This window comes from Pseudomonas libanensis (genome assembly GCF_001439685.1).
GTDB lineage: Bacteria > Pseudomonadota > Gammaproteobacteria > Pseudomonadales > Pseudomonadaceae > Aquipseudomonas > Aquipseudomonas libanensis.
The window spans coordinates 165,123-189,818 of the sequence record NZ_JYLH01000002.1 but is presented as its reverse complement, the minus strand read 5'-3'; the positions used below and the strand labels follow the sequence as shown (position 1 = coordinate 189,818).

19 protein-coding genes and 1 pseudogene are annotated in these 24,696 nt (G+C 60.3%); 10 read left to right on the top strand and 10 right to left on the bottom strand.

The window, feature by feature from the left end; all coding sequences use genetic code 11:
- Positions 1–71 precede the first annotated feature (71 nt).
- The 4 genes from TU73_RS03515 to TU73_RS03500 all read right to left on the bottom strand — a co-directional run bounded on the left by TU73_RS03515 (position 72) and on the right by TU73_RS03500 (position 7,106).
- Positions 72–1,487, bottom strand: a complete 1,416-nt coding sequence (locus TU73_RS03515; protein WP_057011002.1) for an efflux transporter outer membrane subunit — start codon at positions 1,485–1,487, stop codon at positions 72–74.
- Positions 1,484–4,663, bottom strand: a complete 3,180-nt coding sequence (locus TU73_RS03510; RefSeq protein ID WP_057011001.1) for an efflux RND transporter permease subunit — start codon at positions 4,661–4,663, stop codon at positions 1,484–1,486. Before TU73_RS03510 ends, TU73_RS03515 begins: the two co-directional genes overlap by 4 nt.
- A 15-nt stretch (positions 4,664–4,678) precedes the next feature.
- Entirely contained in the window at positions 4,679–5,920 is a 1,242-nt protein-coding gene (gene mexE, locus TU73_RS03505) for a multidrug efflux RND transporter periplasmic adaptor subunit MexE (protein ID WP_057011318.1), read from the bottom strand.
- Positions 5,921–6,188: 268 nt separating this feature from the next.
- The gene (locus TU73_RS03500) at positions 6,189–7,106 is read right to left on the bottom strand and encodes a LysR substrate-binding domain-containing protein (protein ID WP_057011000.1); all 918 of its coding nucleotides are present in this window, start codon (positions 7,104–7,106) and stop codon (positions 6,189–6,191) included.
- A 100-nt stretch (positions 7,107–7,206) separates the two neighbouring features.
- Here TU73_RS03500 and TU73_RS03495 point away from each other — a divergent pair, with 100 nt between their 5' ends.
- Complete coding sequence (locus TU73_RS03495) at positions 7,207–7,896, top strand: isochorismatase family protein (RefSeq protein WP_057010999.1); 690 nt, start codon at positions 7,207–7,209, stop codon at positions 7,894–7,896.
- Between the two features lie 64 nt (positions 7,897–7,960).
- A complete protein-coding gene (ycaC, locus tag TU73_RS03490; RefSeq protein ID WP_046068033.1) occupies positions 7,961–8,587 on the top strand; it encodes an isochorismate family cysteine hydrolase YcaC in 627 nt (208 codons plus the stop codon).
- Positions 8,588–8,649: 62 nt separating this feature from the next.
- Here ycaC and TU73_RS03485 read toward each other — a convergent pair whose 3' ends face one another.
- Positions 8,650–9,231 (bottom strand): helix-turn-helix domain-containing protein, encoded by a 582-nt coding sequence (locus TU73_RS03485; RefSeq protein WP_057010998.1) that lies wholly within the window; start codon positions 9,229–9,231, stop codon positions 8,650–8,652.
- A 152-nt stretch (positions 9,232–9,383) separates the two neighbouring features.
- Between TU73_RS03485 and TU73_RS03480 the strand changes: the two genes are divergently transcribed.
- Positions 9,384–10,277, top strand: coding sequence for a DMT family transporter (locus TU73_RS03480; protein ID WP_057010997.1), 894 nt, complete (start codon positions 9,384–9,386; stop codon positions 10,275–10,277).
- A 16-nt stretch (positions 10,278–10,293) separates the two neighbouring features.
- On the opposite strand, the gene TU73_RS03475 is transcribed toward TU73_RS03480, so the two are convergent.
- Both TU73_RS03475 and TU73_RS03470 read right to left on the bottom strand, forming a co-directional pair.
- Positions 10,294–11,511: an alginate lyase family protein gene (locus tag TU73_RS03475; protein ID WP_057010996.1), complete on the bottom strand. Its 1,218-nt coding sequence runs from the start codon at positions 11,509–11,511 to the stop codon at positions 10,294–10,296.
- 16 nt (positions 11,512–11,527) lie between these two features.
- Entirely contained in the window at positions 11,528–12,340 is an 813-nt protein-coding gene (locus tag TU73_RS03470) for a MipA/OmpV family protein (RefSeq protein WP_057010995.1), read from the bottom strand.
- Between the two features lie 219 nt (positions 12,341–12,559).
- Here TU73_RS03470 and TU73_RS03465 point away from each other — a divergent pair, with 219 nt between their 5' ends.
- Entirely contained in the window at positions 12,560–13,249 is a 690-nt protein-coding gene (locus tag TU73_RS03465) for a response regulator (protein WP_057010994.1), read from the top strand.
- A 5-nt stretch (positions 13,250–13,254) separates the two neighbouring features.
- Entirely contained in the window at positions 13,255–14,430 is a 1,176-nt protein-coding gene (locus tag TU73_RS03460) for a sensor histidine kinase (protein WP_057010993.1), read from the top strand.
- Between the two features lie 215 nt (positions 14,431–14,645).
- Here the strand turns inward: TU73_RS03460 and TU73_RS03455 are convergent, their stop codons facing one another.
- Both TU73_RS03455 and TU73_RS03450 read right to left on the bottom strand, forming a co-directional pair.
- Positions 14,646–15,002, bottom strand: a complete 357-nt coding sequence (locus TU73_RS03455) for a type II toxin-antitoxin system RelE/ParE family toxin (protein ID WP_057010992.1) — start codon at positions 15,000–15,002, stop codon at positions 14,646–14,648.
- A gap of 2 nt (positions 15,003–15,004) precedes the next feature.
- Entirely contained in the window at positions 15,005–15,295 is a 291-nt protein-coding gene (locus TU73_RS03450; RefSeq protein WP_057010991.1) for a type II toxin-antitoxin system ParD family antitoxin, read from the bottom strand.
- 302 nt (positions 15,296–15,597) lie between these two features.
- On the opposite strand from TU73_RS03450, the gene TU73_RS03445 reads away from it, so the two are divergent.
- Positions 15,598–16,581 (top strand): 5'-nucleotidase, encoded by a 984-nt coding sequence (locus TU73_RS03445; RefSeq protein ID WP_057010990.1) that lies wholly within the window; start codon positions 15,598–15,600, stop codon positions 16,579–16,581.
- 146 nt (positions 16,582–16,727) lie between these two features.
- Positions 16,728–16,889: pseudogene (locus tag TU73_RS28000) on the top strand (transposase); the annotation flags it as partial.
- 9 nt (positions 16,890–16,898) lie between these two features.
- On the opposite strand, the gene TU73_RS03440 reads toward TU73_RS28000, so the two are convergent.
- Positions 16,899–17,216 (bottom strand): hypothetical protein, encoded by a 318-nt coding sequence (locus TU73_RS03440; protein ID WP_057010989.1) that lies wholly within the window; start codon positions 17,214–17,216, stop codon positions 16,899–16,901.
- A 233-nt stretch (positions 17,217–17,449) separates the two neighbouring features.
- Between TU73_RS03440 and TU73_RS03435 the strand changes: the two genes are divergently transcribed.
- From TU73_RS03435 to TU73_RS03425, 3 genes are read left to right on the top strand one after another with little or no spacing between them, the layout of a single operon-like run.
- Positions 17,450–22,606: an AAA domain-containing protein gene (locus tag TU73_RS03435; protein WP_082642537.1), complete on the top strand. Its 5,157-nt coding sequence runs from the start codon at positions 17,450–17,452 to the stop codon at positions 22,604–22,606.
- On the top strand, positions 22,599–23,621 hold the full coding sequence (locus TU73_RS03430; protein ID WP_057010987.1) for a hypothetical protein: 1,023 nt from the start codon (positions 22,599–22,601) through the stop codon (positions 23,619–23,621). Before TU73_RS03435 ends, TU73_RS03430 begins: the two co-directional genes overlap by 8 nt.
- Positions 23,618–24,640, top strand: a complete 1,023-nt coding sequence (locus TU73_RS03425; protein ID WP_156421195.1) for a hypothetical protein — start codon at positions 23,618–23,620, stop codon at positions 24,638–24,640. Before TU73_RS03430 ends, TU73_RS03425 begins: the two co-directional genes overlap by 4 nt.
- Positions 24,641–24,696 lie beyond the last annotated feature (56 nt).

Here is a 24,696-nt window from a genome sequence, read left to right as displayed (position 1 = left end):
AAGCCCCGCGACCGAATGGACCGCAGGGCTAAAAATTGGCTGGATGCGACCAACCAAAGGAGCTCTTTACCTCACTTGCTGCTGGCGACCACCGTGTCCGGCTGCCAGCCACCACCCAACGCCTTGTAGATCGCCACAATGCCGCGATACAGATCCACTTCGGCCTGGGCCTGGGAATCTTCGGCGGCCAGGCGTTCGCGTTGGGCGTCGAGCAGCACCAGGAAATCCACCGTGCCTTCGCGGTAGCGGATCGCCGCGAGGTCGGCGGCGGCGCGGCTGGATTCGCTTTGACGAATTAGCGAGACCAGACGTTGCTGGCGCTTGCCGTAATCGCTGAAGGCGTTTTCAGACTCTTCCAGCGCCAGCAGCACCTGCTGCTCATAGGTCGCCAACGCGCCATCGGCTTCGGCATTCGCACCACGCAAACGCGCGCGCACGCTGCCCAGGTCAAACGCGGCCCAGGTAATGCTCGGGCCCAGGGACCAGGCATTCGCCGCGGCCGAACCGATCTGCGAACCCCGCCCGGCGGTGAAGCCGAGGAAGCCGCTGAGGCTGACCCGTGGGAACAGGTCGGCCTTGGCCACGCCGATCCGCGCAGTGGCGGCGGCCAGCTTGCGTTCGGCGCTGAGGATGTCCGGGCGACGTTGCAGCAGTTGCCCTGGGTCGCCAATCGGCAGCGCCTTGGCAATCGCCGGCAGGTCTTTGGGGCTCAGGTCCACGCTCAGCTTGTCGGGGCGCTGGCCGAGGAGGGTGGCGATGCGATTGCGCTCGCGCACTTGTTCGGCCTGCAGTTGCGGCACACTGGCTTCCACCGCCGCCAGGCGCGCATCGGCACGTTCCACGTCGAGCTGATCACCGACGCCGGCATCACGCAGGCTGACGGTGATGGTGCGCGATTCCTGCTGGTTCTTCAGGTTGGCCAGGGCGATGCGTTCACGCAGTTGCGCACCGCGCAGCTGGCCGTAGGCATCGACCAATTCGGCAATCATGGTGACTTGCAGTTGGTACAGGTCAGCTTCGGCCACCTGCTGATCGGCGTCGCTGGCTTCCAGGTTACGGCGGATGCGACCAAACAAGTCCAGTTCCCAGGCCATGTCCAGGCCCAGGTCGTAGCGCTCGCTGTTGACGCGTTTGGTGGTCTGCCCGGGAATCTGGCCCTTGCCCACATCACTGCTGGCGCGGGAGGTGACCACCGGCATGATGTCGTTGGCCGCATCATCGCGGATCGCCCGTGCCGCTCGCAGACGGGCGAAGGCCACGCGCAGGTCGCGGTTGCCGCTCAGTGACTGGGTTACCAGTTGGTCGAGGGTTGGGTCGTCGAACTGCTGCCACCAGATGCCTTCGTACTTGGCGTGGTCGTAGCTTTTGCTGTCGGCGGCGGCCGTGATATTGGCCGCCTCCAACTGCTGGGTCTTGTAGTCCGGGCCTACGGCACAGGCGGCGAGCGCCAATACCAGCAAGCTCGGCAGGAATACTTTCACACTCATTGCTGTGTCTCCAGCTTCAAGGCCTTGGCCGCTTTGCGCGCTTCCTGGCGCTCCACATAGCGCCGGATCAGTACGTAGAACACTGGTGTCAGCAACAGACCGAAGAAGGTCACACCGATCATCCCGGAGAACACCGCCACACCCATGGCATGGCGCATCTCGGCACCGGCACCACTGGATATGACCAGCGGCACCACACCCATGATGAACGCGAACGAGGTCATCAGGATCGGCCGCAGACGCAGGCGGCAGGCTTCCAGCACCGCAGCCAGGGGGTCGAGGCCCTCCTGCTGTTTATCCTTGGCGAACTCGACGATCAGGATCGCGTTCTTACACGCCAGGCCCACCAGTACGATCAGGCCGATCTGGGTGAAGATGTTGTTGTCGCCACCCGAGATGATCACCCCGGTAATGGCCGACAGCAGCGTCATCGGTACGATCAGAATCACCGCCAGCGGCAGGCTCCAGCTTTCGTATTGGGCGGCCAGTACCAGGAACGCCAGCAGTACGCAGAGCGGGAACACGAACAGCGCAGTATTGCCCGAGAGGATCTGCTGGTAAGTCAGGTCGGTCCACTCGTAGGTCATGCCGTTGGGCAATTCATCCTTGAGCAGCTTTTCGATCGCGGCCTGGGCCTGGCCGGAGCTGTAGCCCGGTGCGGCGTTGCCGTTGATTTCAGCGGTGATAAAGCCGTTGTAGTGCATCACGCGGTCCGGGCCCGAGGTGTCGCTGACCTTGATAAAGGTCGCCAGCGGGATCATCTCGCCTTTGTTGTTGCGCACTTTCAGCTGGCCGATCTGGTCGGAGTCCTGGCGGAACTGTTGCTCTGCCTGCACGTTGACCTGATAGGTACGCCCGAAGCGGTTGAAGTCGTTGGCATACAACGAACCCAGGTAGACCTGCAGGGTGTCGAAGATGTCGCTGATCGCTACGCCGTGGGTCTTGGCCTTTTCGCGGTCGATGGCGGCATCGACTTGCGGCACGTTGACCGTGTAGCTGGTAAACAGGCCGAACAGTTCAGGCACGCTGTGGCTCTTGGCGATGACGTTCTGCACTTCTTTGTACAGCTCGTCATAGCCGAGGTTGCCACGGTCTTCGATCTGCAGGCGGAACCCGCCAATAGTGCCCAGGCCTTGCACAGGCGGCGGCGGGAAAATCGCCATGTAGGCTTCTTCGATATTGGCGTATTGGCCGTTCAGCGCACCGGCAATCGCACCGGCCGACATGCTCGCGTCTTTACGCTCATCGAAGGGCTTCAAGGTCACGAACACGATGCCGCTGTTCGGGCTGTTGGTGAACCCGTTGATCGACAGGCCAGGGAAGGCAATCGCGGCTTCCACGCCGGGTTGTTTCAGGGCGATCTCCGACATGCGCTTCATCACGTTTTCGGTGCGGTCCAGGCTGGCAGCGTCGGGCAGTTGAGCGAAGGCCACCAGGTATTGCTTGTCCTGGGCCGGTACGAACCCCGTCGGGGTGTGGGCAAACCCGAAGAATGTCAGCACCATCAGGCCGGCGTATACGAACAGGGCAATGCCGCTGCCGCGAATCACTCGGCGTACAGTGCCCACGTAGCCATGGCTGGCCTTTTCGAAAAAGCGGTTGAAGGGCCGGAACAGCCAGCCACCGAAGAGCTTGTCGAGGAACCTGGAGAAACGATCCTTCGGCGCGTCGTGAGCGCGCAGCAACACGGCAGCCAGGGCAGGGGACAGTGTCAGCGAGTTGAATGCCGAGATCACGGTCGAGATCGCAATGGTCAAGGCGAACTGCTTGTAGAACTGCCCGGTCAAGCCACTGATAAAGGCGGCGGGGATAAACACCGCACACAGCACCAGCGCGGTGGCGATGATCGGGCCGGTAACCTCGCTCATGGCTTTTTCGGTCGCCGGGAACGGTTCCAGGCCCAGCTCGATATTACGTTCGACGTTCTCCACCACCACGATGGCGTCGTCCACCACGATACCGATGGCCAGTACCAGGCCGAACAATGACAGCGCATTGAGCGAGAACCCGAACAGGTGCATCACCGCAAATGTACCGATCAACGAAACCGGCACCGCCACCAAGGGAATGATCGAGGCGCGCCAGGTCTGCAGGAACAGGATCACCACCAGCACCACGAGGATCAGTGCTTCGAACAGGGTGTGCACCACCGCTTCGATAGAGCCGCGTACAAAGATGGTCGGGTCATAGGCGATGCGGTAATCCATCCCCGCCGGGAAGCTCTTTTTCAGCTCGGCCATCTTGCTGCGCACATCGTTGGAGATGTCGATGGCATTGGAGCCGGGACGCTGGAAAATCGGAATCGCGACGGCGGGTTGGTTGTCGATCAGCGAGCGCAGCGCGTATTGGCTGGAGCCCAGCTCGACCCGGGCGATGTCCTTCAGGCGTGTGATTTCACCGTTGGCGCCGGCGCGGATCACAATGTTCTCGAACTCTTCCTCGGTGACCAGGCGGCCCTGGGTATTGACCGACAGCTGGAAGCTGGTGTCACTCGGCGCAGGTTGCGCGCCCAGGGCACCGGCTGCCACTTGACGGTTCTGCTCGCGGATCGCCGTGACCACATCGGTCGCGGTCAGGTTGCGCGAAGCGGTCTTGTTCGGGTCCAGCCACACGCGCAGGGAGTAGTCGCCCATGCCGAACAACTGCACGTCACCAACGCCGCCCAGGCGGGCCAGCTCATCCTTGATATTGAGGATCGCGTAGTTGGACAGGTAGAGCATGTCGTAGCGCTGATCCGGGGAGGTCAAGTGCACCACCATGGTCAGGTCGGGGGAGGCCTTGTCCACGGTGATACCGATGCGCGTCACTTCCTCAGGCAGCTTGGGCTGGGTGCGCGTCACACGGTTCTGCACCTGCACCTGCGCGTTGTCCAGGTCGGTGCCCAGGGCGAAGGTGATGGTCAGGGTCAGCTTGCCGTCGGCGGTGGATTGCGAGGACATGTACAGCATGTTCTCGACGCCAGTGATGGCTTGCTCCAGCGGCGCGGCCACGGTTTCACCGATGACCTTGGGGTTGGCGCCCGGGAAGTTTGCGCGTACCACCACCGTTGGCGGCACCACTTCCGGGTATTCGCTGATCGGCAGTTGGAACAGCGAGATCGCACCTGCGATCAGGATCAACAGCGACAGCACCGCCGCGAAGATCGGTCGCGAAATGAAGAAATTGGAAAAATTCATCTTGAGTCGTATCCCTTAATCGCGTGAAGTCGCGACACTGGCGAGCTTGGGCGCGGGTTTGTCCGGCGCCACTTGCTCCAGGTTGCTGGCTTCAAGCGCTTGTCGTTGTTGGGCCAAGGCGGCGAGGGTTTCCTTGCTGGCCATCGGGATGGTTTCCGGCGCGACCGGCGAACCCGGGCGCACGCGCTGCAGGCCCTTGACGATAACGGTGTCGTCCTTGTTCAGGCCGCTGCGCACAATGCGCAGGCCTTCGATCTTCGGCCCCAGCTCTACCGCCCGGTAAGCCGGCTTGTCGCCTTCCATCACCAGCACGAACTTCTTGCCCAGGTCCGTGCCGACGGCTTCGTCGTTGATCAGCACGGCGGAGTAGGTGCCGCTGCCGACCAGCTTCAAGCGCGCATACAGGCCGGGGGTGTACTCACCCTTGCTGTTGTCGAACACCGCACGGCCGCGGATGGTGCCCGTAGCCGGGTTGACCTGGTTGTCGACGAAGTTCATCTGGCCCAGGTGCGGGTTGCCGGTTTCATTCGACAGGCCCAGGTACACCGGGGTGGTTGCGCCACGACGGCCCTGGCGGGCCAGTTCGGTGTACTTGAGGAACACACGCTCATCGGCGTCGAAGTAGGCGTAGACCTTGTCGGTGGAGACCACGCTGGTCAGGGTGGTGGTATCGGCGGTGACCAGGTTGCCGGCGGTGATTTCCGCGCGGCTGACGCGACCGCTGATGGGCGAAGTGACGCGGGTAAAGCTCAGGTTCAGCCTGGCCAGGTCCAGCTGCGCCTGGATCCCGGCCATGGCGGCGCGGGCTTCCTGGGCGGCGGTGGTGCGCGAGTCGGCCAGTTCGGCGGAAATCGCATTGCTCTGGCGCAGGCGTTCGCCGCGCTGCGCTTCGTTTTCACTGCGGGTGGCGGCCGCCTTGGTTTGCGCGAGTTGGGCTTCGAGACGACGCACTTCCGCCTGGAAGGGGCGAGGGTCGATCTGGAACAACAGGTCGCCTTTCTTGACCAAAGCGCCTTCGGTAAAAGCGACTTGGTCAATCTGGCCCGAGACCCGAGGGCGAATCTGCACGGTTTCCGGCGCCTCGAGGCGCCCGGTGAATTCGTCCCACTCGTTGACCGGCTGCTCCAGTACCTTGGCTACGCTGACCTTGGCCGGGGGCATGGCGGCCGCTTGATCCGGGGTCTTGCCGCACGCGCTCATCACCACCACGGCAAGGATCGCCAAGGGGAAGCGCAAATGTTTGAGTGACTGTTCCATGAGGTGCATCCGCCAATGTATTTGAGATGGGCGGATCATGCGCGGCGAGGCGGTATGTCACGAATCGAATGAAGCAAAGGTAACTATCATTCGGAATGATATAAGCGCGTACTTAGCCCTCTAGCATGGGGGTTTCGTTAGGGTGCTATCAATAGGCGTGATGACAAAAGACTATTGCCAAGCGTGCAAGGAACCTTTGCGGCCTTTGGTCTTCCGCTTTTCTGCGCGCCAACGTTGAGAATGGAGCGGGTGCGGTTGTGGAGCAAGCTCAAGAGCCGGACTTGACTGAGTCTGCTGCATCGAACGCCTCGCCCAGAAAATCAATCAAGGACCGCACCGACGGCATCAGCCCACGCCTGGACGCAAAGACGACGGTAATCACACCTTCGGTGGGCTGCCACTCAGGCAGCAACGCAATCAGGCGTCCATCGGCGATCTCATCGGCCACGACGGCGATCGGCAGATTGGCAATGCCGACACCGCGCAGTGCAGCGTTTTTCAGGGTCGACATGTCATCGCTGACCAACCGCGGTGTGTGCTGCACCTGCGCCGTCGCGCCTTGGGGGCCGTCCAACTCCCACAGGTACTGCGCCGTCGGGTTGCCCCAATTGATAGTGGGCAGCCCGGCGATGTCAGCAGGTTGCAAGGGCAGGGCATGCGCCTGCAGGAACGTTGCGCTGGCCACCAGTACCTGGGGGCTTTTGCCCAGTACCTTCATGACCAGCTCACTGCTTTCCAACGGTGGAAAGCACAGGCTCAGTGCCAGGTCATAGCCCTCGCTGATCACATCGACCTTGCGGTTGAAGCTTTTTACATTGAGTTCGACGCTCGGGCACTGCGCCATGAATTGGGCGAGCATCGGCGCTACCCAGTGGTTGAGCAGTGCAGTGGTGCAACTCAAGCGAATGACCCCGCGCGGCTCTGACTTGTTGAGTGCAATCACGTCCTCGGCCGACTCCGCCTCGGCAATCATCGCAACACAATGCCGGTAATAAGCCTGGCCGATATCGGTGACCTGGAACTGGCGTGTGGAACGTTGTATCAGACGCGCCCCCAGCCTTGCTTCGAGTTGGCCGACCCTGCGGCTCAAGGTCGACTTCGGCAGGTCGAGGGCACGACCGGCTGCGGCAAAGCCGCCATGTTCGACAACCTTGGCATAAAGGAAGAGTTCGTTCAGGTCGAACATCGGCAGCGTTCCAATTTTGAGATGGTGAAGCTTAATTCAGCCACTACCGAACGGCCAGTGTGGTGACTAAGGTGGCCCCTCCACGTAAGAGGACATACCAATGAGCGCATCAGGTAACACAGCAAACTTTAATGGGCAAAAGCCAACCATTGACGCTGCCGATACAGCCATGCTGCTGATCGACCACCAGAGCGGTCTGTTCCAGATCGTCAAGGACATCGAAGTGCCTCAACTGCGTGCCAATGCCATCGCGTTGGCCAAGGCGGCGACCTTGCTGAACATTCCGGTCATCACCACCGCTTCTGTGCCCCAAGGCCCCAACGGCCCGCTGATTCCGGAAATCCACGAAGCCGCGCCGCACGCCCAATACGTCGCCCGCCGTGGTGAAATCAATGCCTGGGATAATCCTGAGTTCCACGCCGCCGTCAAAGCCACCGGCAAGAAAACCCTGGTGATCGCCGGCACCCTGACCAGCGTTTGCCTGGCTTTTCCGTCCATTGCAGCGGTGCATGAAGGCTACAAGGTATTCGCCGTAGTGGACGCTTCGGGCAACCACTCACGCTTAGCCACAGACCTGACCGTGGCGCGCCTGGCACAAGCCGGGGTGGTGCCGATTGACATCATGGGCACGCTGTCAGAGCTGCAAGGTTCATGGAACCGCCCGGATGCCCAGGCGTGGGCGAATGTCTATACCCAGGCCATGCCGCACTACCAGCTTTTGATCGAGAGCTACATCAAGGCCCAGGAAGTGGCAAACAACCACGAAGCACTAGACTCACAACGCAAGTAAAACACGCTGGGTTCTTTACGGTGCGCACATTTCGATGGGCACCCCTTTTATCAGGAGCATCATGATGTCTACACCTTACGTTCGCTTGGACAAAGACAACGCCGCCGTGCTGTTGGTCGACCACCAGGCTGGCTTGCTGTCGCTGGTTCGCGACATCGACCCGGACAAATTCAAGAACAACGTGCTGGCCCTGGCTGACTTGGCCAAGTACTTCAAATTGCCGACCATCCTCACCACCAGTTTCGAAACCGGTCCCAACGGCCCGCTGGTGCCTGAGCTCAAGGCATTGTTCCCGGATGCGCCCTACATCGCCCGGCCCGGCCAGATCAACGCCTGGGACAACGAAGACTTCGTCAAGGCCATCAAGGCCACCGGCAAGAAGCAACTGATCATCGCTGGCGTCGTGACTGAAGTGTGCGTGGCGTTTCCGGCCCTGTCAGCCCTGGCGGAAGGCTTCGAGGTATTTGTGGTCACCGACGCCTCCGGTACCTTCAATGAACTGACCCAGCAATCGGCCTGGGCCCGCATGTCGGCCAATGGCGCGCAACTGATGACCTGGTTCGGCCTGGCCTGTGAGCTGCACCGCGACTGGCGCAATGATATTGAAGGCCTGGGAACGTTGTTCTCCAACCACATCCCGGACTACCGCAACCTGTTCACCAGCTACAACGCGCTGACCACAGGCAAATAAGCCTGGCAGGGGCTGTGCTGGTGCCCAAGCCGCGCAGCCCCGCCGGTTCCAGGGCCTCCTTCTCAGGAATGCTCTATTACCATCACCGCCGTGGTATCCGCCTCGAGTGCTTCGAACACATGCGGCACATTTGCCAGGTAGCTGATGTAGTCGCCAGCGTTCAGCAGCACAGGCCCGCTTGCCGGGCCTATATGGGCGCTGCCACTGCACAGCACCACGTGCTCTATGGTGCCCGAAGGGTGAGGCTGAGACAGCTGCACTTCGCCGGGCTGCACCTTCAGCCGGTAGATGTCGCGCTGTACCCCCGCAGGGCAATCAGCAAGCAGTGTCGCTGCGTAATTGGCCGTCTCGGCATAGGCGGTCATGCCCTCGTTGGCGCGGATCACCCGCAGCGTCTGCTGGGGTTGCTCGAAGAACCGGGTGACTTGCAAACCCATTGCCATCGCCAGCGCCCATAAGGTCTCGATGCTGGGGTTACCGATACCCGATTCCAGTTGAGACAACGTCGACTTGGCCACCCCGGCGCGCTTCGCCAATTCGGTCAATGAAAGCCCGGCAGCCAGGCGTTCGCGTTTGATTGAGAGTGCCAGCAGGTCGATTCGGCTGGGGTTTTTTACCGTGACGGCGTTCGTTATGTCGGTCATTCGTTCTATAAAACACCCTAAAATGAGTTGACGCTATTAGATGCCTTGTTCAGTATACCGTCCAATAGTTCATTATAAAGTTGGCCTTTTCAGCCGGGCTGTTTATGGCGCCTTAGGTTACGGCAATGTCGAGAGCAAGGAAGCAGTGAGTGATGAAGTCGCAAACCCGCGGGACCCTCGAAATGATCTCGGCCATGGTGATCTCCGGCACAGTGGGCTGGTTCGTCATCATGTCGGGGCAAAGTCCTGAGGCCGTGGTGTTCTGGCGTTGCCTGTTCGGCGCCATGGCGATGCTGGTGGCGTGCCTCGTGCTCGGCGTGCTGCGCCGCTCCGTGATCAGCCTGCGGCAGTTCATACTGGTGTGCCTGGGCGGGCTGGCGCTGATCCTCAACTGGGTGCTGCTGTTCAGTGCCTACAAACACTCCTCCATCGCCATTGCCACGGTGGTCTACCACGTCCAGCCGTTCATGCTGGTGGGCCTGGGTGCAGTGTTTTTTGCCGAACGCCTCAGCGCCGCCAAGGTCGGCTGGCTGCTGTTGGCCTTCGCCGGCCTGACGCTGATCGTATCCGCCAAAGGCAGTGGGCAGGCCACGGGTGCCGACTACGTGCTGGGCGTCTGCCTGGCCCTGGCTTCAGCCTTCTTCTACGCGGTGGCGGCTGCGATCACCAAACGCCTCAAGGACCTGCCCGCGCACCTGATCGTGCTGATCCAGATGGTGGTCGGTGCGCTGGTCCTGTCCCCGTTCGTGGACGTGGGCAGGGTCGAGACGGTGGAGAACGCCTGGACGTACCTGATCATTATCGGCGTGGTTCATACCGGGCTCATGTCCACCTTGCTGTACAGCGCCATTCAGAAAATCCCCACGGCGCTGGTAGGGGCTCTGTCATTCATCTATCCGATCGTGGCCATCCTGGTCGACTGGGTTGCCTTCGCGCATCCGCTCAGCGTCCTGCAAGTGCTCGGTGGGAGCGCCATCCTGCTGGCGGCTGCGGGCATGAACTTCGGTTGGTCGCTGGGCCGCGCCCCGCGTCAGGAAGTGACGTAGGGGCGCACTGAGACCTTCACGGCATCAGCTCAGTGTTGGACAGCCCGTATTCCCCCAACGAATACAGCAAGGTTCCATACCCCAACTGATCGTAGCCACCGCTGTTCGGCCCGTAATCCCCGCCACCACCTTCCACCTGGACCTTCTGCGCGAAGGCTTTCACGTTGGGCGCCTTGAGGCCTTTAAGCACGACGTAGTGGTTGTAGAGCAGTTCCCAGATCGGACGGATGTCGCCGCGATGTTCTGGCGAGATAACGGTTTGCTTGAAACCGTTGTTGATAAAGGGGGTGAATGGCACGTCGTGGCCCAGGTTGTACTTGGCCACGTACTCGGCGCCTTGTAGCACGCGGTTGTTCTGGTAACCGAACAGGTCGTCACCCTGGCTCCAGGCCATTTGGCAGAAACTCCCGAGCAAGGCGATGTCGAGCAGTGTATGCGTCTGGTCACGCCCGCTCTCCTGGACTTGACCGAGACCATTGCCGTAGAGCTTCCAGACCACGTGTTCAATGGCACCGTTGCCAGCGCCATGTTTGAAGTAGTTGACCGCTTCATCATAGATATCGCGGCGGTCGGTCAGTACGCCAATCGCCAGCATCGAGTTCATGTTGGCCAGATCCCAGTTCGCCCAATAGTGGTCGACCAGCGCGTTATTGTGACGTACCAGGAAATCATGGTTCATCGGGTAGAAGACCGTGAGCATCATGCGCTGGAACTGGTGAAAGTCCGCAGTCGTCCACTTTGAATAACCGCGCAGCAACTCTGCGGCATTGGCGAGTTGATAACCATACAAACCGGCTGCCAGGAAACGGTCCGATGTGCCTTCAATCGCCGTCAGGGTGGTGGACCATTGGTTCAACATCGCTACGGCTTTGTCGGCATACGCCGGATCACCCGAAAGTTGCCAGCGCAGGGCCAAGGCGTACGCGGCGGCAGCGTCGTTGAATAACCTCGCGTAGTTTTCCGGATGTCGACCATCCGCCCCCCGATACACCACCGCGACCGGGCTCGGGTTCCAGGCCAGGGATGCGTGCCGGTTGGCGATCAGCTTCTGCCAGCCGGCCAGCCACGGCTGGTTATGGTTGGCCAGTTTTTCGCGGATGCGTATGAAATCCTCCTCGGTCTGCAACAGGCCCGGGTGGACGAACGCGCAGGCTTGAGCACCGATACCCAGCGATAGCGCGCCGAGCAGCAGGAGACGGCCCCAAGGACGGAACAATTGAGCAAAACCCTGCATGCCTGGCGCCTCGTTATCAGAAGGTGTAGTTGATGGCGAACATGCCCAGGCCGGCGCTCTCACGCCGGACCAGCGGGCTGTTACGGGCCTGGTCGGCGTACTGGGTCAGCGTCAGGCTGACCAGCGTCGACCAGTGCGCGTCCAGACTGTGCTGCCAGTTCAAGGCGGCGGAGTAGGCGTAGATCCCGGCATCGGCGCTGTATTTTCCATAGAGCGAACGCTGGCTTTGTGCCTGGGTAACGCCGAAGAAGGTCTGGTTGTAGCGGCCATCGCCGGCATGGGCGTCGATGTCCAGGGCCAGGGTGTCGGTGTCGGTATGCACCAGGATGCCTTCCAGGCCAAAGCGGTAGCGGTTGCCACGGTGCTCGCCGGCCATGCGCAGTTCGGCTTCGCCGCTGACCGACAGCCAGTCAAGCAGTTGCTGGCTGAGGGTGAAGTCGGCGACGGTGGCGCCGTTGACATCGCCCATGCCGTTCAGCTCGCGGTCACCCGGGCGGCTGGTGCTGTCCTTCTCCTTGCGACCCAGGTCGTAGTTGATCGCCGCGCTGGCGCCAAAGCCGCTGTCGGATTGAAATTGCAGGCCCAGACCACGGGTGGTATCGGCGAACAGCACGCCGTGCTGGATGCTGAACATCGGCAGCACAAGCGCGCGGTAGCGGTCGGCGCCCATGTAGCGCGGCATGACCCCCATGCCAAGGCCCAGGGTGGCGGTGGTCTTGTCGGCTGCCGGGCTGGCGTCGGCCGCCTGTGCCGGGGTCGCGAGCGTGCAGGCCATCAAGGCGGCGGCGCCCCACAGCACGGTACGGGTAGGGGGAGTGGTCAAGTTCATGGTGAAACCCTTTCAGCGGAGGAAAATAGCGATGCGCCGGACAGCGTGGCGACCCGCGGCAAAACCGCGTCAAGGCGTTCAGGCAGCTGGATAGGCTTGGACAGCGATGCAGTGGTCGGCATAGGATCGGTTCGCGAAAGTCGGGCGTAGGGCAATACTGCCCGCGGACTTTCAATAAACCGTTCGTGAATTATCAAGGTTTCATCAAGAGGCTTCTTTGTGTCAGGAAAACGTATCCTCATCGTCGAAGACGACGCCGACAGCGCCAACATTCTCGAAGCCTATCTGCGTCGGGACGGTTTTGAGGTGGCCCTGGCCGAAGACGGCCAACGCGGTCTGGACCTGCACAAAAGTTGGCGGCCCGACCTGATATTGCTCGACGTGATGCTGCCGCGCTTGAGTGGCACCGAGGTGTTGTCTGCGGTGCGGCGCAACAGTGACACGCCGGTGATCATGGTCACGGCCATGGGCGACGAGCCGGAAAAACTCGGCGCCTTGCGCTATGGCGCGGACGACTATGTGGTCAAGCCCTACAGCCCACGCGAGGTGGTGGCGCGGGTGCACGCAGTGCTGCGGCGTACCACGGGCAGCCAACCGGTGGAACAGTTACTGCGTCATGAAAACCTGCGAGTGGACCTCGTGGCCTTTACCGCGGCCATTGAACACCGCGATGCGCCGTCGCAGTTGCTGGACCTGACGCCGACGGAGTTCAAACTCTTGTTCACCTTGCTGAAGACCCCCTCAAAGGCCTTCACCCGTGATGAGCTGCTGGAAATCTGCCTGCCGGAAAGCGAAGCCCTGGCCCGCGTCGTCGACGCCCATGTGCACAACCTGCGGCGCAAGCTCGAAACCCATGGCATCGCCGGGGTACTGGTGACGGTGCGCTCCATCGGCTATCGGTTCAGGTGAGCAACATGCTTGAGAACTCACGGGTCAACGACAAACCCCTGTGGCGCTGGGTCGGCATGCGCATGAGCCTGTTGGCGATCGGCGCGGTGGTGGTGATCGCCATCTGCATGTGGATCAACTTCAGGCTGTCGGACCGGTACTTTTTGCAGCACCTGCCGCCAGCGGCGCGCGAGGAGTTGCTGCAGCTGCGCGCCGAGCCGCAGCTCAACGAAAAACGTCTGCGACAACTGGTTGCCGAATATTATCCGGTGGAATTCTTCCTGCCGGACATGGCCAACCGCGACTGGCTGATTCTGGCTGGCCTGGTGCTGGCGGCTATTCCGATCATCATCGCCTGTGGCTTGTGGTTTTCGCGCCCCTTGTCCAGCCAGTTCTCGGCGATTGCCCAGGGCGCGCAACGGGTTGCCGGCGGTGATTTCCTGACGCGCCTGCCGGTTCACCGCGACGCACCCGATGAGCTGCAGCGCCTGATCAGCGACTTCAACAGCATGACCACGCAACTGGAGCGCTACGAGCGCGATGTACACGAGTCCAGCGCGGTCATTGCCCACGAACTGCGCACGCCATTGAACGCTGCCATGGGCCGGGTGCAGGGCATGCTCGATGAGGTGTTCCCCAGCGATGCCGCGCAGTTGGGCATGGTCAAGCGCCAGCTCGATCAACTGCGAAAACTGGTGGATGACCTGCACCTGTTGTCGATGGCCCGGGCCGGCCGGTTGGTGCTGGAGCGCAGCGATTTTTCCCTGGCGGCCCTGGTCGCCGAACGACTGGCCTGGTTTCAGCCGCAACTGGATGAGGCCGGTGTGCGCACGAAGGTCAGTATTGCCGATGGATTTCGTCTGCATGCCGATCGCGATCGCCTGGGCCAGGTGATCAATATCCTGGTGGATAACCTGCTGCGTTACGCGGCTGGCGGGGGCGAATTGAGCGTCATGGCGCATCGAGTCGAAGACCGAGTGGTGTTAGAGATCGGTGACCGCGGCCCAGGTATCGAGGTTCAGCACCTGGACAGCGTATTTGACCGGTTCTGGCGGGCGGAACGCTCCAGGGCGCGTTATTCGGGCGGCAGCGGGCTGGGCTTGTCCATCGCCCGCGCAATCTGCCTGGCCCATGGCGGAATCATTACCGCCAGCAACCGTGCCGAAGGGGGCACGCTGATCCGAGCGGAGTTTGCGCTGTAGTTTTCGGGCGATATGTCTATGGCTGGATTACAGGCTATCAGGATTACCAAAGAACATTTTGACAGGGCTCTGGGACAATGTTTTTAGGTCGATAACACTTTTGTTTGCCCCCACTTTTGCCCCCATTCATACCGAGTGTGCGAGTGATCGCAAATGGCGATCTCCGACGGACTTCGCTATTTCTGGCCAGTTAAGCCGTTGGGCCAGGTCGCTGATCAGTCGTTAGGCAAGTGCAACTGCACTTCCATGGCGTCATGAAGGAGTCTGACGACCTCGATCACGTCGTCGTTTGTCACACGATAGAACATGATATGGCGTGGGCTTTTGACCGTTCCATGGGTTTGTTTGGCCTGCTGGCGTGAATAGATGAGGTGATAGCTGCGAAGGCCCGGTGCAAGTTCATCGCGGTCGTGGCTGCCAATGCGATAAGGCGTGTCGGCAAGCGCTTGCAGCGCCGCGAGGATCAGCGCCTGGTAGCGCTGGCGTGCTTGATCGCCGAACTGCGTCTGGGAGAGCCTAAGGATGTCGACAATGTCGGCACGAGCCGGGTTGGAGATCCGATACTGCGGCATGCTCAGTGTTTCTCTCTCGCAGGGAGGGTTGCCTCCAGGCTCAAGCTCTCGAGGTAGTGCTCCAGATCACCCTCGTTCACCTGAGTAAAGCGCCCGTGCTCAAGATCCATGATGCCGATCGAGGTCGCCTGACGCAGTGCCTCAATTTTGGCGGTGTCTTCGGCGACGCGCTGCTCCAATAAACGTAAACCTTCTCGCATCACTTCGCTGGCATTCTGATAACGGCCGGACTGCACCAAGTCATGGATAACCTGGTCCTGGTGAGGGGTGAGCACAACGTTTCGCGTCGCCATAACTAGCTCCAGTTCTATGCAAACAGATACTTTTGATGTTGGCATATTATGCCAATTTCGCTCAGGAGAATAGCTTGGGGCCGACATCCGGCGATCAGGTGACGGCTGACTCGGCGCCAATCAGCAAGGTTCAAAGTCATCCTCCCATAATGAAAGCAACCGGCAGATTGATTTGAAGATTGATATGCCTGACTGTGCGTGGGAGGAGGCGCGCGATGTGTGCTTCTCGATCCGCCCTGAAATCGATCGGCATGTTCGATGCCCATCAATATTTGCGTTTAGAGGCATCAAGAGAGGTTCCAATGCCCTACGAGTTAGAAAATCGCCTAGTGATCGGCGTCGCTTCCAGCGCTGTGTTTGATTTGCTGGCATCGGACGCAGTGTTTCAGAGTCAGGGGGAGGAGGAATACCGCAAGTTTCAGCAAAACAATCTGCACGTCCCGCTTCCTAAGGGGATAGCGTTCCCCTTCATCAAGCGTTTACTGTCAGTGAATGACCTGAGCGTCGATCCTACGGATCCGCTCGTCGAGGTGATACTTCTTTCGCGCAATGATCCCGACACTGGGCTGCGCGTACTGAAGACTATCGAGCACTACGGGCTTGGGATGACAAGGGCGATTTTCATGCAGGGAAAATCTCCTTATGAATACATACCAGCACTGAATATCGCTTTATTTTTGTCGGGTGACAAAAAAGACGTGGAAGCGGCTATCAGGGCCGGGTACCCGGCTGGCCAGGTTCTCGATTCAAAATTTGAAGACGACGAGACTGATAAAACCCTACGCATCGCATTCGACTTTGACGGCGTGCTCGCTGGCGATGAGTCCGAAACAATCATGCAGGCCTCTGGATTGTCTGAATTCCATGCGCACGAAGTGAAGAATGTCATGCAGCCCCATAACCCTGGGCCGCTGAAGGAATTCATGGTGCGGATATCCAAAATCCAGTCGGTCGAGGAGAAGCACAAAAAGCTCAATCCTGAATACGAAAACCGCATACGCGTCTCGATCGTCACAGCCCGCAATGCTCCGTCTCATGAGCGTGCGATGAATACACTCAAGAGTTGGGGTGTGATGGCCAATGACGCATTCTTCCTAGGCGGCATCGAGAAAGGAAAAATTTTAGGTGTATTGAAACCACACATCTTTTTCGATGACCAATCAGGGCACCTTAAATCGACTAGCGCAGTTGCTCCATCCGTGCACATTCCTTTCGGCATCACCAACCATGTCGCTACTGTGGATGCGCTAGAGCCTGAAGCGGATCAGGTCCAGCAGGTGGTGTAACACGGTGGCTTGAGCGCGTAGTACCACAGGAATTCGTATCGGTTCTGTGCTTGAACTGGCCTAATGATCCCGGACACCTCTTAAGGGCGATATGATTCGCCCAATCAGGAGGTTCCATGCAAGAGCGATAGACCTACACCCGCGAGTTCAAGCAACGTGCTGCAAGCATGGTTCTTGATGATAGCTGCTCAGTTCCCGACGTCTGTGCATCTATGGACGTTGGGCCTACGGCTCTGCGCCGCTGGATTGGTCAGGTCCAATCGTTGTGTAGATACCTATGCCGATCAATGGGCCGATCAATGGGTTAAAACACGTGGCTACCAGCCACCGGGAAACCATTGCCGGGCGAGCTGCACCGTTACGCGCAAGGTGTGCTGGCTTTGTTCGCACGCAAGCGCCTGTTCTTCAGGCGACGCCGGTTTGCTCCACTTTGGCTGGGTTGCCAAGCGCTGTGCATAGCTAGCTTTAAACGCAGGGCTGGCCTCGCCAGTCAGCCGCATCGCTTTAGCATAGTCCGCCTCGAGATCTTCGGGCAGCGAACCACAGGCCAGTTTGGCTTGCTGATAGCGCACGGCGTACATGAAGCCATCGGTGGGGGCTTCGTCGTAGGTGTAGCGGGAGGGTTCTGCGGCCATGGCAGTACCGGTGAGGAATAGGGCGATGAGGAGGGGGCGTCCGTGCATGGGCGGGGAAAGTCTCGGGTGGTTGACGGTGCGTTTGACCTGAACACGAGTTGTATAGCATTGAACAGGCCACTCGTTAACTATACGTGCCCGGTTTGAATTGCAGCGACCAAGGCAATGGGCCATCATTGTTGGCCGCTACGAGCCATTCTTCGTATGCCGTTCGGATTTATAGGGTGTAAGAAATGTTTAGGCGTCTCATGGACTTGAGCAAGCGGTTGCGCAAGGATTTTGCTGCTGTAGCGGTTTCCAAGGAACAGGTTCTGCACTCGATGGAGGTGGACCCTCAGGCAGGACCCGTCGGGAGTTTGCCCGCGAATGTGCTGGACTACTGGCACAGAGCGCTGATTGCCGATGACTTGGGTGGCCTGCAAGCCACCGATGTCCGCATCCCGGTGACAAATTTCGCGGGGCTGGCCTGGCCCAACTTCAATCTCGGTTTCGGCAAGCGTCGGGCGCTGGCACTGGGCATTCTCACTGAGCGTGCCGCAGAGGCCCGGCGAAAACAGCAAGCGCAGGCGCTTGAGGCCTCAGAGGACGACGCAGAAGGTGCGCAGGAGGCGGACGAGCCGGATGACGATCCGCGTATTCCCATGGCGCTGGTGTTCCATCAAACCACCTCATCAAGCGATGAGGTCCAGGTCACGTGGCCCGACCCGGATAAAAAGCCTGCTCCGGGCGCGAAAAAAAAACGCCTCAAGCCCGACCGGCTGAATATCGCGTTCTGGTTTCCTTTCGACCTGAACGACAAAAACCAAATATGCCTACCACGCGACCCCAACGATTGCCGGCCGCGTGTGGTCCGCCAATGGCTTGAACCGCAGCCATTGATGGCGGCCAACGACCTGCCGCCGGCCATTGGCCACTTCGATTGCTATCGCGACGAGCTCAAGCTATTTCTCGCGACGTTGAGCCAAAGCGCCAATTTGAGCGGTTATGTCGACGCCTGTTTTGCCTTGTTCGCCCGCGTTCAAGCGGATGGGGTTGAGACGGGAATGGCCCCGATCACGGGGCAATGGGTTGCGGTGCCGCGACAGCCTGGCTATGCAACACGTGCGCTCGCCAACGTGTATGAAGCGATCCCCAATGCGCCGTCCATCGGCGCACTGGAGCAGCTCATAGGCGCCGGACGATACCGTTCGGCTGTCCAGGCAGGCGGCATGGCAGCGCCGCAGGTGACGATCCGGCACGTGGCCATGGTCGATAAGGCCACACACCTCGACAAGCCAGACGTCAATCGCGGCGCAGACCCCTTGAACGAATCGCAGCGCCGCGCATTGCACGCCCTCGGCCGGTTGGGTGAGCAGGTCGGGGTGGTTGCGGTCAGTGGGCCGCCGGGCACCGGGAAGACGGCCATGCTGCGTGCGATGATCGCCAACCAATGGGTGTTGGCGGCTTACGATAACCGCGAACATTGCCCCGTCACGTTTGTGTGCGGGGCGACCAACCAGAGTGTCGAGAATGTGATGGGCACGTTCAATGGTGCCGTAGGCAGGAAGCATGCCCTGGCACGTCGTTGGTTGGACCCTACGGGCAAGCCACTATTGGGTTTCACCGCCAGCGCACCGTCCAAGGCCAAGGGAAAAACCCATCGCAGCAAGTTCACCACGCTTGAGATCCGGCAAAAGCAGTTGCGCATCTTGGGCGTCGGGTCCTCCAGCCTCAAGCAATCGTACGAAGACGGTGTTGCGGCAGCCCTTGCTTTGGCGCGGCACTTTGAAGATGCCTTCCGCGAGCTGCCAGAGTTGTTCAATGCTTTGTTTAGCGTTGAGCAGAAACATCAGGTCAGTGATGCCACGCGTTTTATCTATCTCATGCAGAAGAGTGCTTCGACAACGCCTACGGCGTCGACCCTCTGCGAGCACTTGAATACGCTGAGCCAGGTATTGCGCAGTGGGTTGGCCTCAGCAATCGAGCGCCAGGCTGACATCGACGCGTTGATCGAGCCCGGTGAACTGGCTGCGCGCTTTCCCAGTGAGGCATGGGCATCTTCCTGGGCCATCGACATCCTCGCGGATTTGCGTGTGGCCGCAACCCCCGAGGCGCGCCAGGCGCAGCAGCAGAAATTGCTGGACGTGGTGTGGCGGCCGATTATTTTCCAGTTGGCCGCGCGTTACTGGGAGACGCGTTGGCTGGCCAGTGTGATCGCAACCCCCGAGCCTGGCAGCCGAAAGAACGCACTCAGGCACGCAGCCATGCTGTTTCCGTGCATTGTCGCCACCTTGCATAGCGCCCCACGGTTACTGGGAGAGGGCCGTAGGCCGCTGTTCGCGTTCCTGGATTTGCTGATTATCGATGAGGCGGGGCAAGCTGCGCCGGAGCTGGGTGTGCCGGTGCTTAGCCTGGCTAAAAAAGCCGTGGTGGTCGGCGATATGAAGCAGCTCTCCCCCGTGTCTTCGGTAACACCCGAGGTCGACGCGCGCCAGGTGCAGGACCGTTGGGCCGATCCGTCGTCTTTGGGCGCCTTGCTCGTGCGTGGCGCGGACTCCGCCACGGGTTCAATCATGAAGCTTGCCGGAACCGGGGCATCGTTTGCCGAGGCCATGCCGGACGGACGGCTACGGGACGGGCTGCTCCTGCGGGAGCACTACCGTTGTGCAGAGTCGATCATCAATGTGTGTATCGATTTGCTGTACCACGATCACGACCGTGATGCCGAGGGCGGGTTGCTCAGCAAAGAGTTGGAACCCAAAGTGCCCAACCCGCTGGCAGGGCTGTTCGCGGATGCCGAGTTGCCCTTGCTCGAGGGCGAAGCTGAAATGCAGTTGCGCAAACGCATGAAGGCAACGTTCCCGCTACCGCCGCTCGGGTTCTATCAGACCGGTGGCCCGAACGATGAGCCCTGCAAAGGCGACTCATGGTCCAACCCTGGAGAAGCCAAGGCCATCGTGGACTGGCTTAAAGAGCACGGACCGCGTCTGGCGAAGTGGGTCGCCAGGGTCGAAGGCCACCCGGAGCAGCCGATAGGGTTGGAAAAACTTGTCGCGGTCGTCACGCCATTTCGAGGCCAGGTCGAAGCGATAAAGCGTCGGGTGCGCGAAGAACTCGACCCTGATGACGCTGACCTGAGTGAGCGTTTGACCATCGGCACGGTTCATACCCTTCAAGGGGCGGAGAAACCTGTGGTGTTGTTCAGTGCCGTGAATCGGGAAAGCCGCGCCAGCCGTCGAACCGATACCAATCATCGTGAGCGGGTGTTTATCGATCGTGACGATGGGCGCCTGCTCAACGTAGCGATCAGTCGTGCGCAGAAAAGCTTCATTATGTTTGGCCATTCCGATCTGTTTTTTTCCCAGCAGGCGATGGACCCGAACAATGATTTGCCTTCGGCTGTTGTAGGACGATGCTTGGCCGGTGTGCGTGAGCCAGAGCATGAGCGGCTCACCTGCGCCCCGCGGGTGCCAGCGTGCAAGCTCGGTCCCGCCACGCTGATGGTTGTCGAATCCTTGCACAAGGCGAAAATCATTCAAGAACTGGTACCTGGCGGTACTCAGGTGTTCGGCTGTGGCGGTCATATTCGTGACCTCCCAGGCCCCGGTGCGATCAGTTGGCGTGATGGGCTCAAACCGCACTGGCAATTGAGCGAGCGCGAGGGCAGTGACCTGGCGGCGTCCCTACGCAATACCGGCAGCCGTTTACTGCAATGCACTGAGCTGGTGTTGGGGACGGACGATGATGCCCAAGGCGAAGCGATCGCCTGGCACATGATCCAGGTACTCAAGGAAGCACCGTGGTTCATGCATATCCAGAGGGTGCGTCGGGTAAGGTTTCATGCATTGACCACCCCCGAAATGGTCCGATCATTTGAGGAGGGTCGGTGTGTACAGGTCGAGGGCGCTACCGCCGACGAGCGAGCTGGCAGCGCTTGCCGGGCCTTGAATATGGGCTTGGCATATGGAGCCATTGCCCAGCGGGTGCTGGACAACCTCATCGGCTCGGTCTACATGCGTCACGGTATTGTCGGGGGCGGACGGGTCAAGGGGCCCTTGCTCAGGGTACTGGCGGGCCATGGTGACTCCCCGGGGTTACCCGGTAAACGGTTGGGTGTCGCGATAAACCTGAAAGTGAACGATACCCTCGTGCCGGCTCGCTTGATGGTGCGGCGCGGCAGCGAAGCCTGGCGCGCGTGGGGCAGTGACCGCACAGAGAGCGTTCACACCTTGATCGACCAACTGAGCGACGCGGTGGTTTCACCGACACCTTGCCTGCTCGAGCATGAGGACTTGCTGCTGGCACCTGCTCAAAGCCTGGGCACTAACCTGGTCCTGCAAGAGGCGTTCAGGCGATTTGGCTGGATGCCGTCGAGCACCATGAGCACGTTGCAAAAACTGTATGAGATGCGCGAGGGGCAGGACGAGCCCGAGTCAGCACCGAACGACAATGGTTGGGCTGCATTGGATGCGCAGGGGCGCCTGTTCCTGACCGAGTCCGGACGGCGCCAGGCAGATAAGGTGCTGAACAACCCTTGGCTGAACACAATCAGCGCCAATGCGTTGTTGATGGCCTTCGACGATGCGCTGACTCACCTGTCCCAATTGCCGGATGCAGGGGAGGCGGACTACCTTGCGTTCGTGCACACCTGGGCGGCGCAGTTTGATGATCAGTGCGGCGCGCAGCCGGTTGCGGGCCCCCATGCACCAACGGTCGATGCGCAAGGCGCTGAGGTCGCGCTGTTTTCCCTGCAGCCCGCCGTCGAGCTGAATACGTGGGGCGCGCCTGCCGGTTCGCCTTCACCCGCTGAGGCCGAGCAGCACGACGATGATCCCGCGCCTGGTGCGCAAACCCACCCGGTTTCGGACGGCGGCCGCAGCGGTGCCCACGGAGCACTGGTGCCTCTGGACATCAGCCTGGAGGCCGACAACCCCAAGATGGCCGCGCTTACCCCGAGGCAGCGGCAACTTTACGACCTGATGTCCAAACTGATGTTGGCCTCTTCCCTGCGAGATGGACAGTTTCAGACTGTACGCCGGATTTACACCCTGACGTGGCCGGGTAAACCGGCTGTCCGGCAGGTTGAAATTGGTGTCGAGGTGATAACAGGCAAGCCGGGCAGCTACCCAGGCTGGTTTACGCTGGACCCCGATGGCCTGCACCAGCACACGCGCAATTGGGCGTCGGCAGAGATGGAGGCAGTGCTCGATGAGCAAAGCCCTCGCTTGCAAGTGATAGTGCAAGACCACGGCATACGCACCCGCTCGCTGCTTGAGCCGACAGTCGATCATTTATTGGCGTGGATGCAAGCGCGTGGACACGGTAGGCCCTCGACATTCGGCAAGCACATCGATGATCTCGTACGTGGCAATACGTCGAACGCGCGCGCGGAGGGCACTGCCGATGAATAGCAGTTTTGCCGCCATGACCCTGATGCGAAACGCCTATGAGGCCGCATTGCGCGACCCCTCGGACGCAGTTGCCCAGGCAGCGTTCGTCGCTGCGCACCAAGCGCAACAGCACACGTTCGTTGATTCATTCGACGTCGCGGGCATTACCTACCCGCGTACTGATGGGCACACACTGAGTGAGCGTGAAGCGCGCGAGGTGATTTCCAGAATCCTGTCCAACCCGGCGTACAGCGTATCGGACCTGCGGCCCAGCGTCATTGAAGCGGCCTACCCGCTACAGGCAGACGTGCTGCGTGCGGAAATCGAAGCCACGGTCGCGCGGGCCAATAAAATCAATGGGCTCGACTGGCGAACCGACGCGCTCGATGCCAGCACCAAGCAAGCGATGCGTGAACTGCTACGCATGCCCACCTTGGCGGGCGGCTACAAAATCATTTCCCAGGTCAAGTCCGCGGCCAACGCCCAGGTGTTGAATATCTACCGTGGCTACGATGCCGATCACTTGATCCCCGACAAGGCACTGCGAGGGTCACTGCACAGGGGGCAGTCTTTCAGCCTTGACCAGAGCTACGCGACGTTTATGCAGGATTCACAGAACAGAGGATCGCAGCATAAATTTGTGACGGACGCCCAGAAACACACACGCAAACGGCTGCGCGGCGATCCGACACTGCTCGCGAAAAACCCAACGACTGGCGAGTACCTGGAGCATGTGCTTGAGTGGATGACCCATGTCTATACCACCGCGGACCTGGGTGTGGATGTGGCCGTCAGGAACAGTGGCCTTGCCAACTCGGATGAATTCAAACGTTTCAACGTCAAAGGTTTTGCCTTGGCGCAGGCAGGGTTCATGACGTGGAATGAACGCAAAAGTGTCGGCCGCGCTGTCGCCATGGTGCTCCTGATTGAGGCGCGTGAGTTCTACACGGCGGCCGGCTGGCCCATGGACAGGGAGTTGCCTTTGTTCTACGACGTACCTTCTACAGTGACCCAACAACCGGTGCCTGTGACATGAGCGACAACATAAACCCATCAACACCCGCCCATGGCGTCCGGCGCTACCAGCTTGCCGACCTGACAATGGCCGCCGGTGTGCCCTGGTTTGCCGTGCACGTGTCGGACGAAAGCGGTCATACATCGTCCTGGATTATCAGGGGGGAACTGGACGGTGAGCATTTACGCCTGCAACCACAGGTTTGGGTGCCAGATGCCATCCAGGCCATCGTCAATGATAGCGACGGCCAAGTCTGGGCGATCACTAGCGAAGATGAACTGATCACCAACACCGTCCTTGGACAGGTGGCTGGATGGCGGCAGGTTACGCCCCATCCACAGCTCAACGCGCGCGATGAGTGGTACTCCCGCACACTGGGTTATGTGGCCACGGATGGCCAGAACGTCGAGCTTGCTGAATGCCTGTGTTGGGCGAGCGATGGCTTGTTGATCGGTACGTTCAGCCGCCGGTTGTATCGTTGGACATCGGGCGATGTTGCTCGCCTTGAACACGACGATCACATTGTCGGAACGCTGGGTGGTGTCAACAACATTGTCCAGACGCAAGACGCAATATACGCGCTGGGGTATGCGGGCCTGATCCTGCGTCGGCCGGTGGGCGGGACCTGGCAGCGAATTGATGGACCATGGCCGACTGAGGCCGGCGCGTTCATCAATATGATTGCCGGTGTCGAAGGTCCGAGAGGGGAATTGTGGGCCATTGCGGCGGGCGGTTCGGTCGTCAGCGTTGCGGGTGATGTGACCCGCACCATTGCACAAGTACCCGGTGAGCCTCTGGGCATCACCTGGTTCCAGCGCCAGTGGTTCGTGTCGACCCTCGACGGTTGCTACGAACTACCGGGGGATGGTGACACGGTCCTGATCAAACGCGATATTTTGATGGGTAAATCGATTGATGCCGGGAACTGCCTGATTGCCGTCGATGCCGAGCCACAACACGCCGATCACGCGCAGGTCCACCTGTGGTTGCGCACCAGAAACCGCGATGCTTGGCTGCGCCCAATCATTTGCCGGGCCTGATTGAGGCGTTAAGGCGCAAGCGCGCGGGATACGGGCTTGCTTTCGAGGCGCAAGCC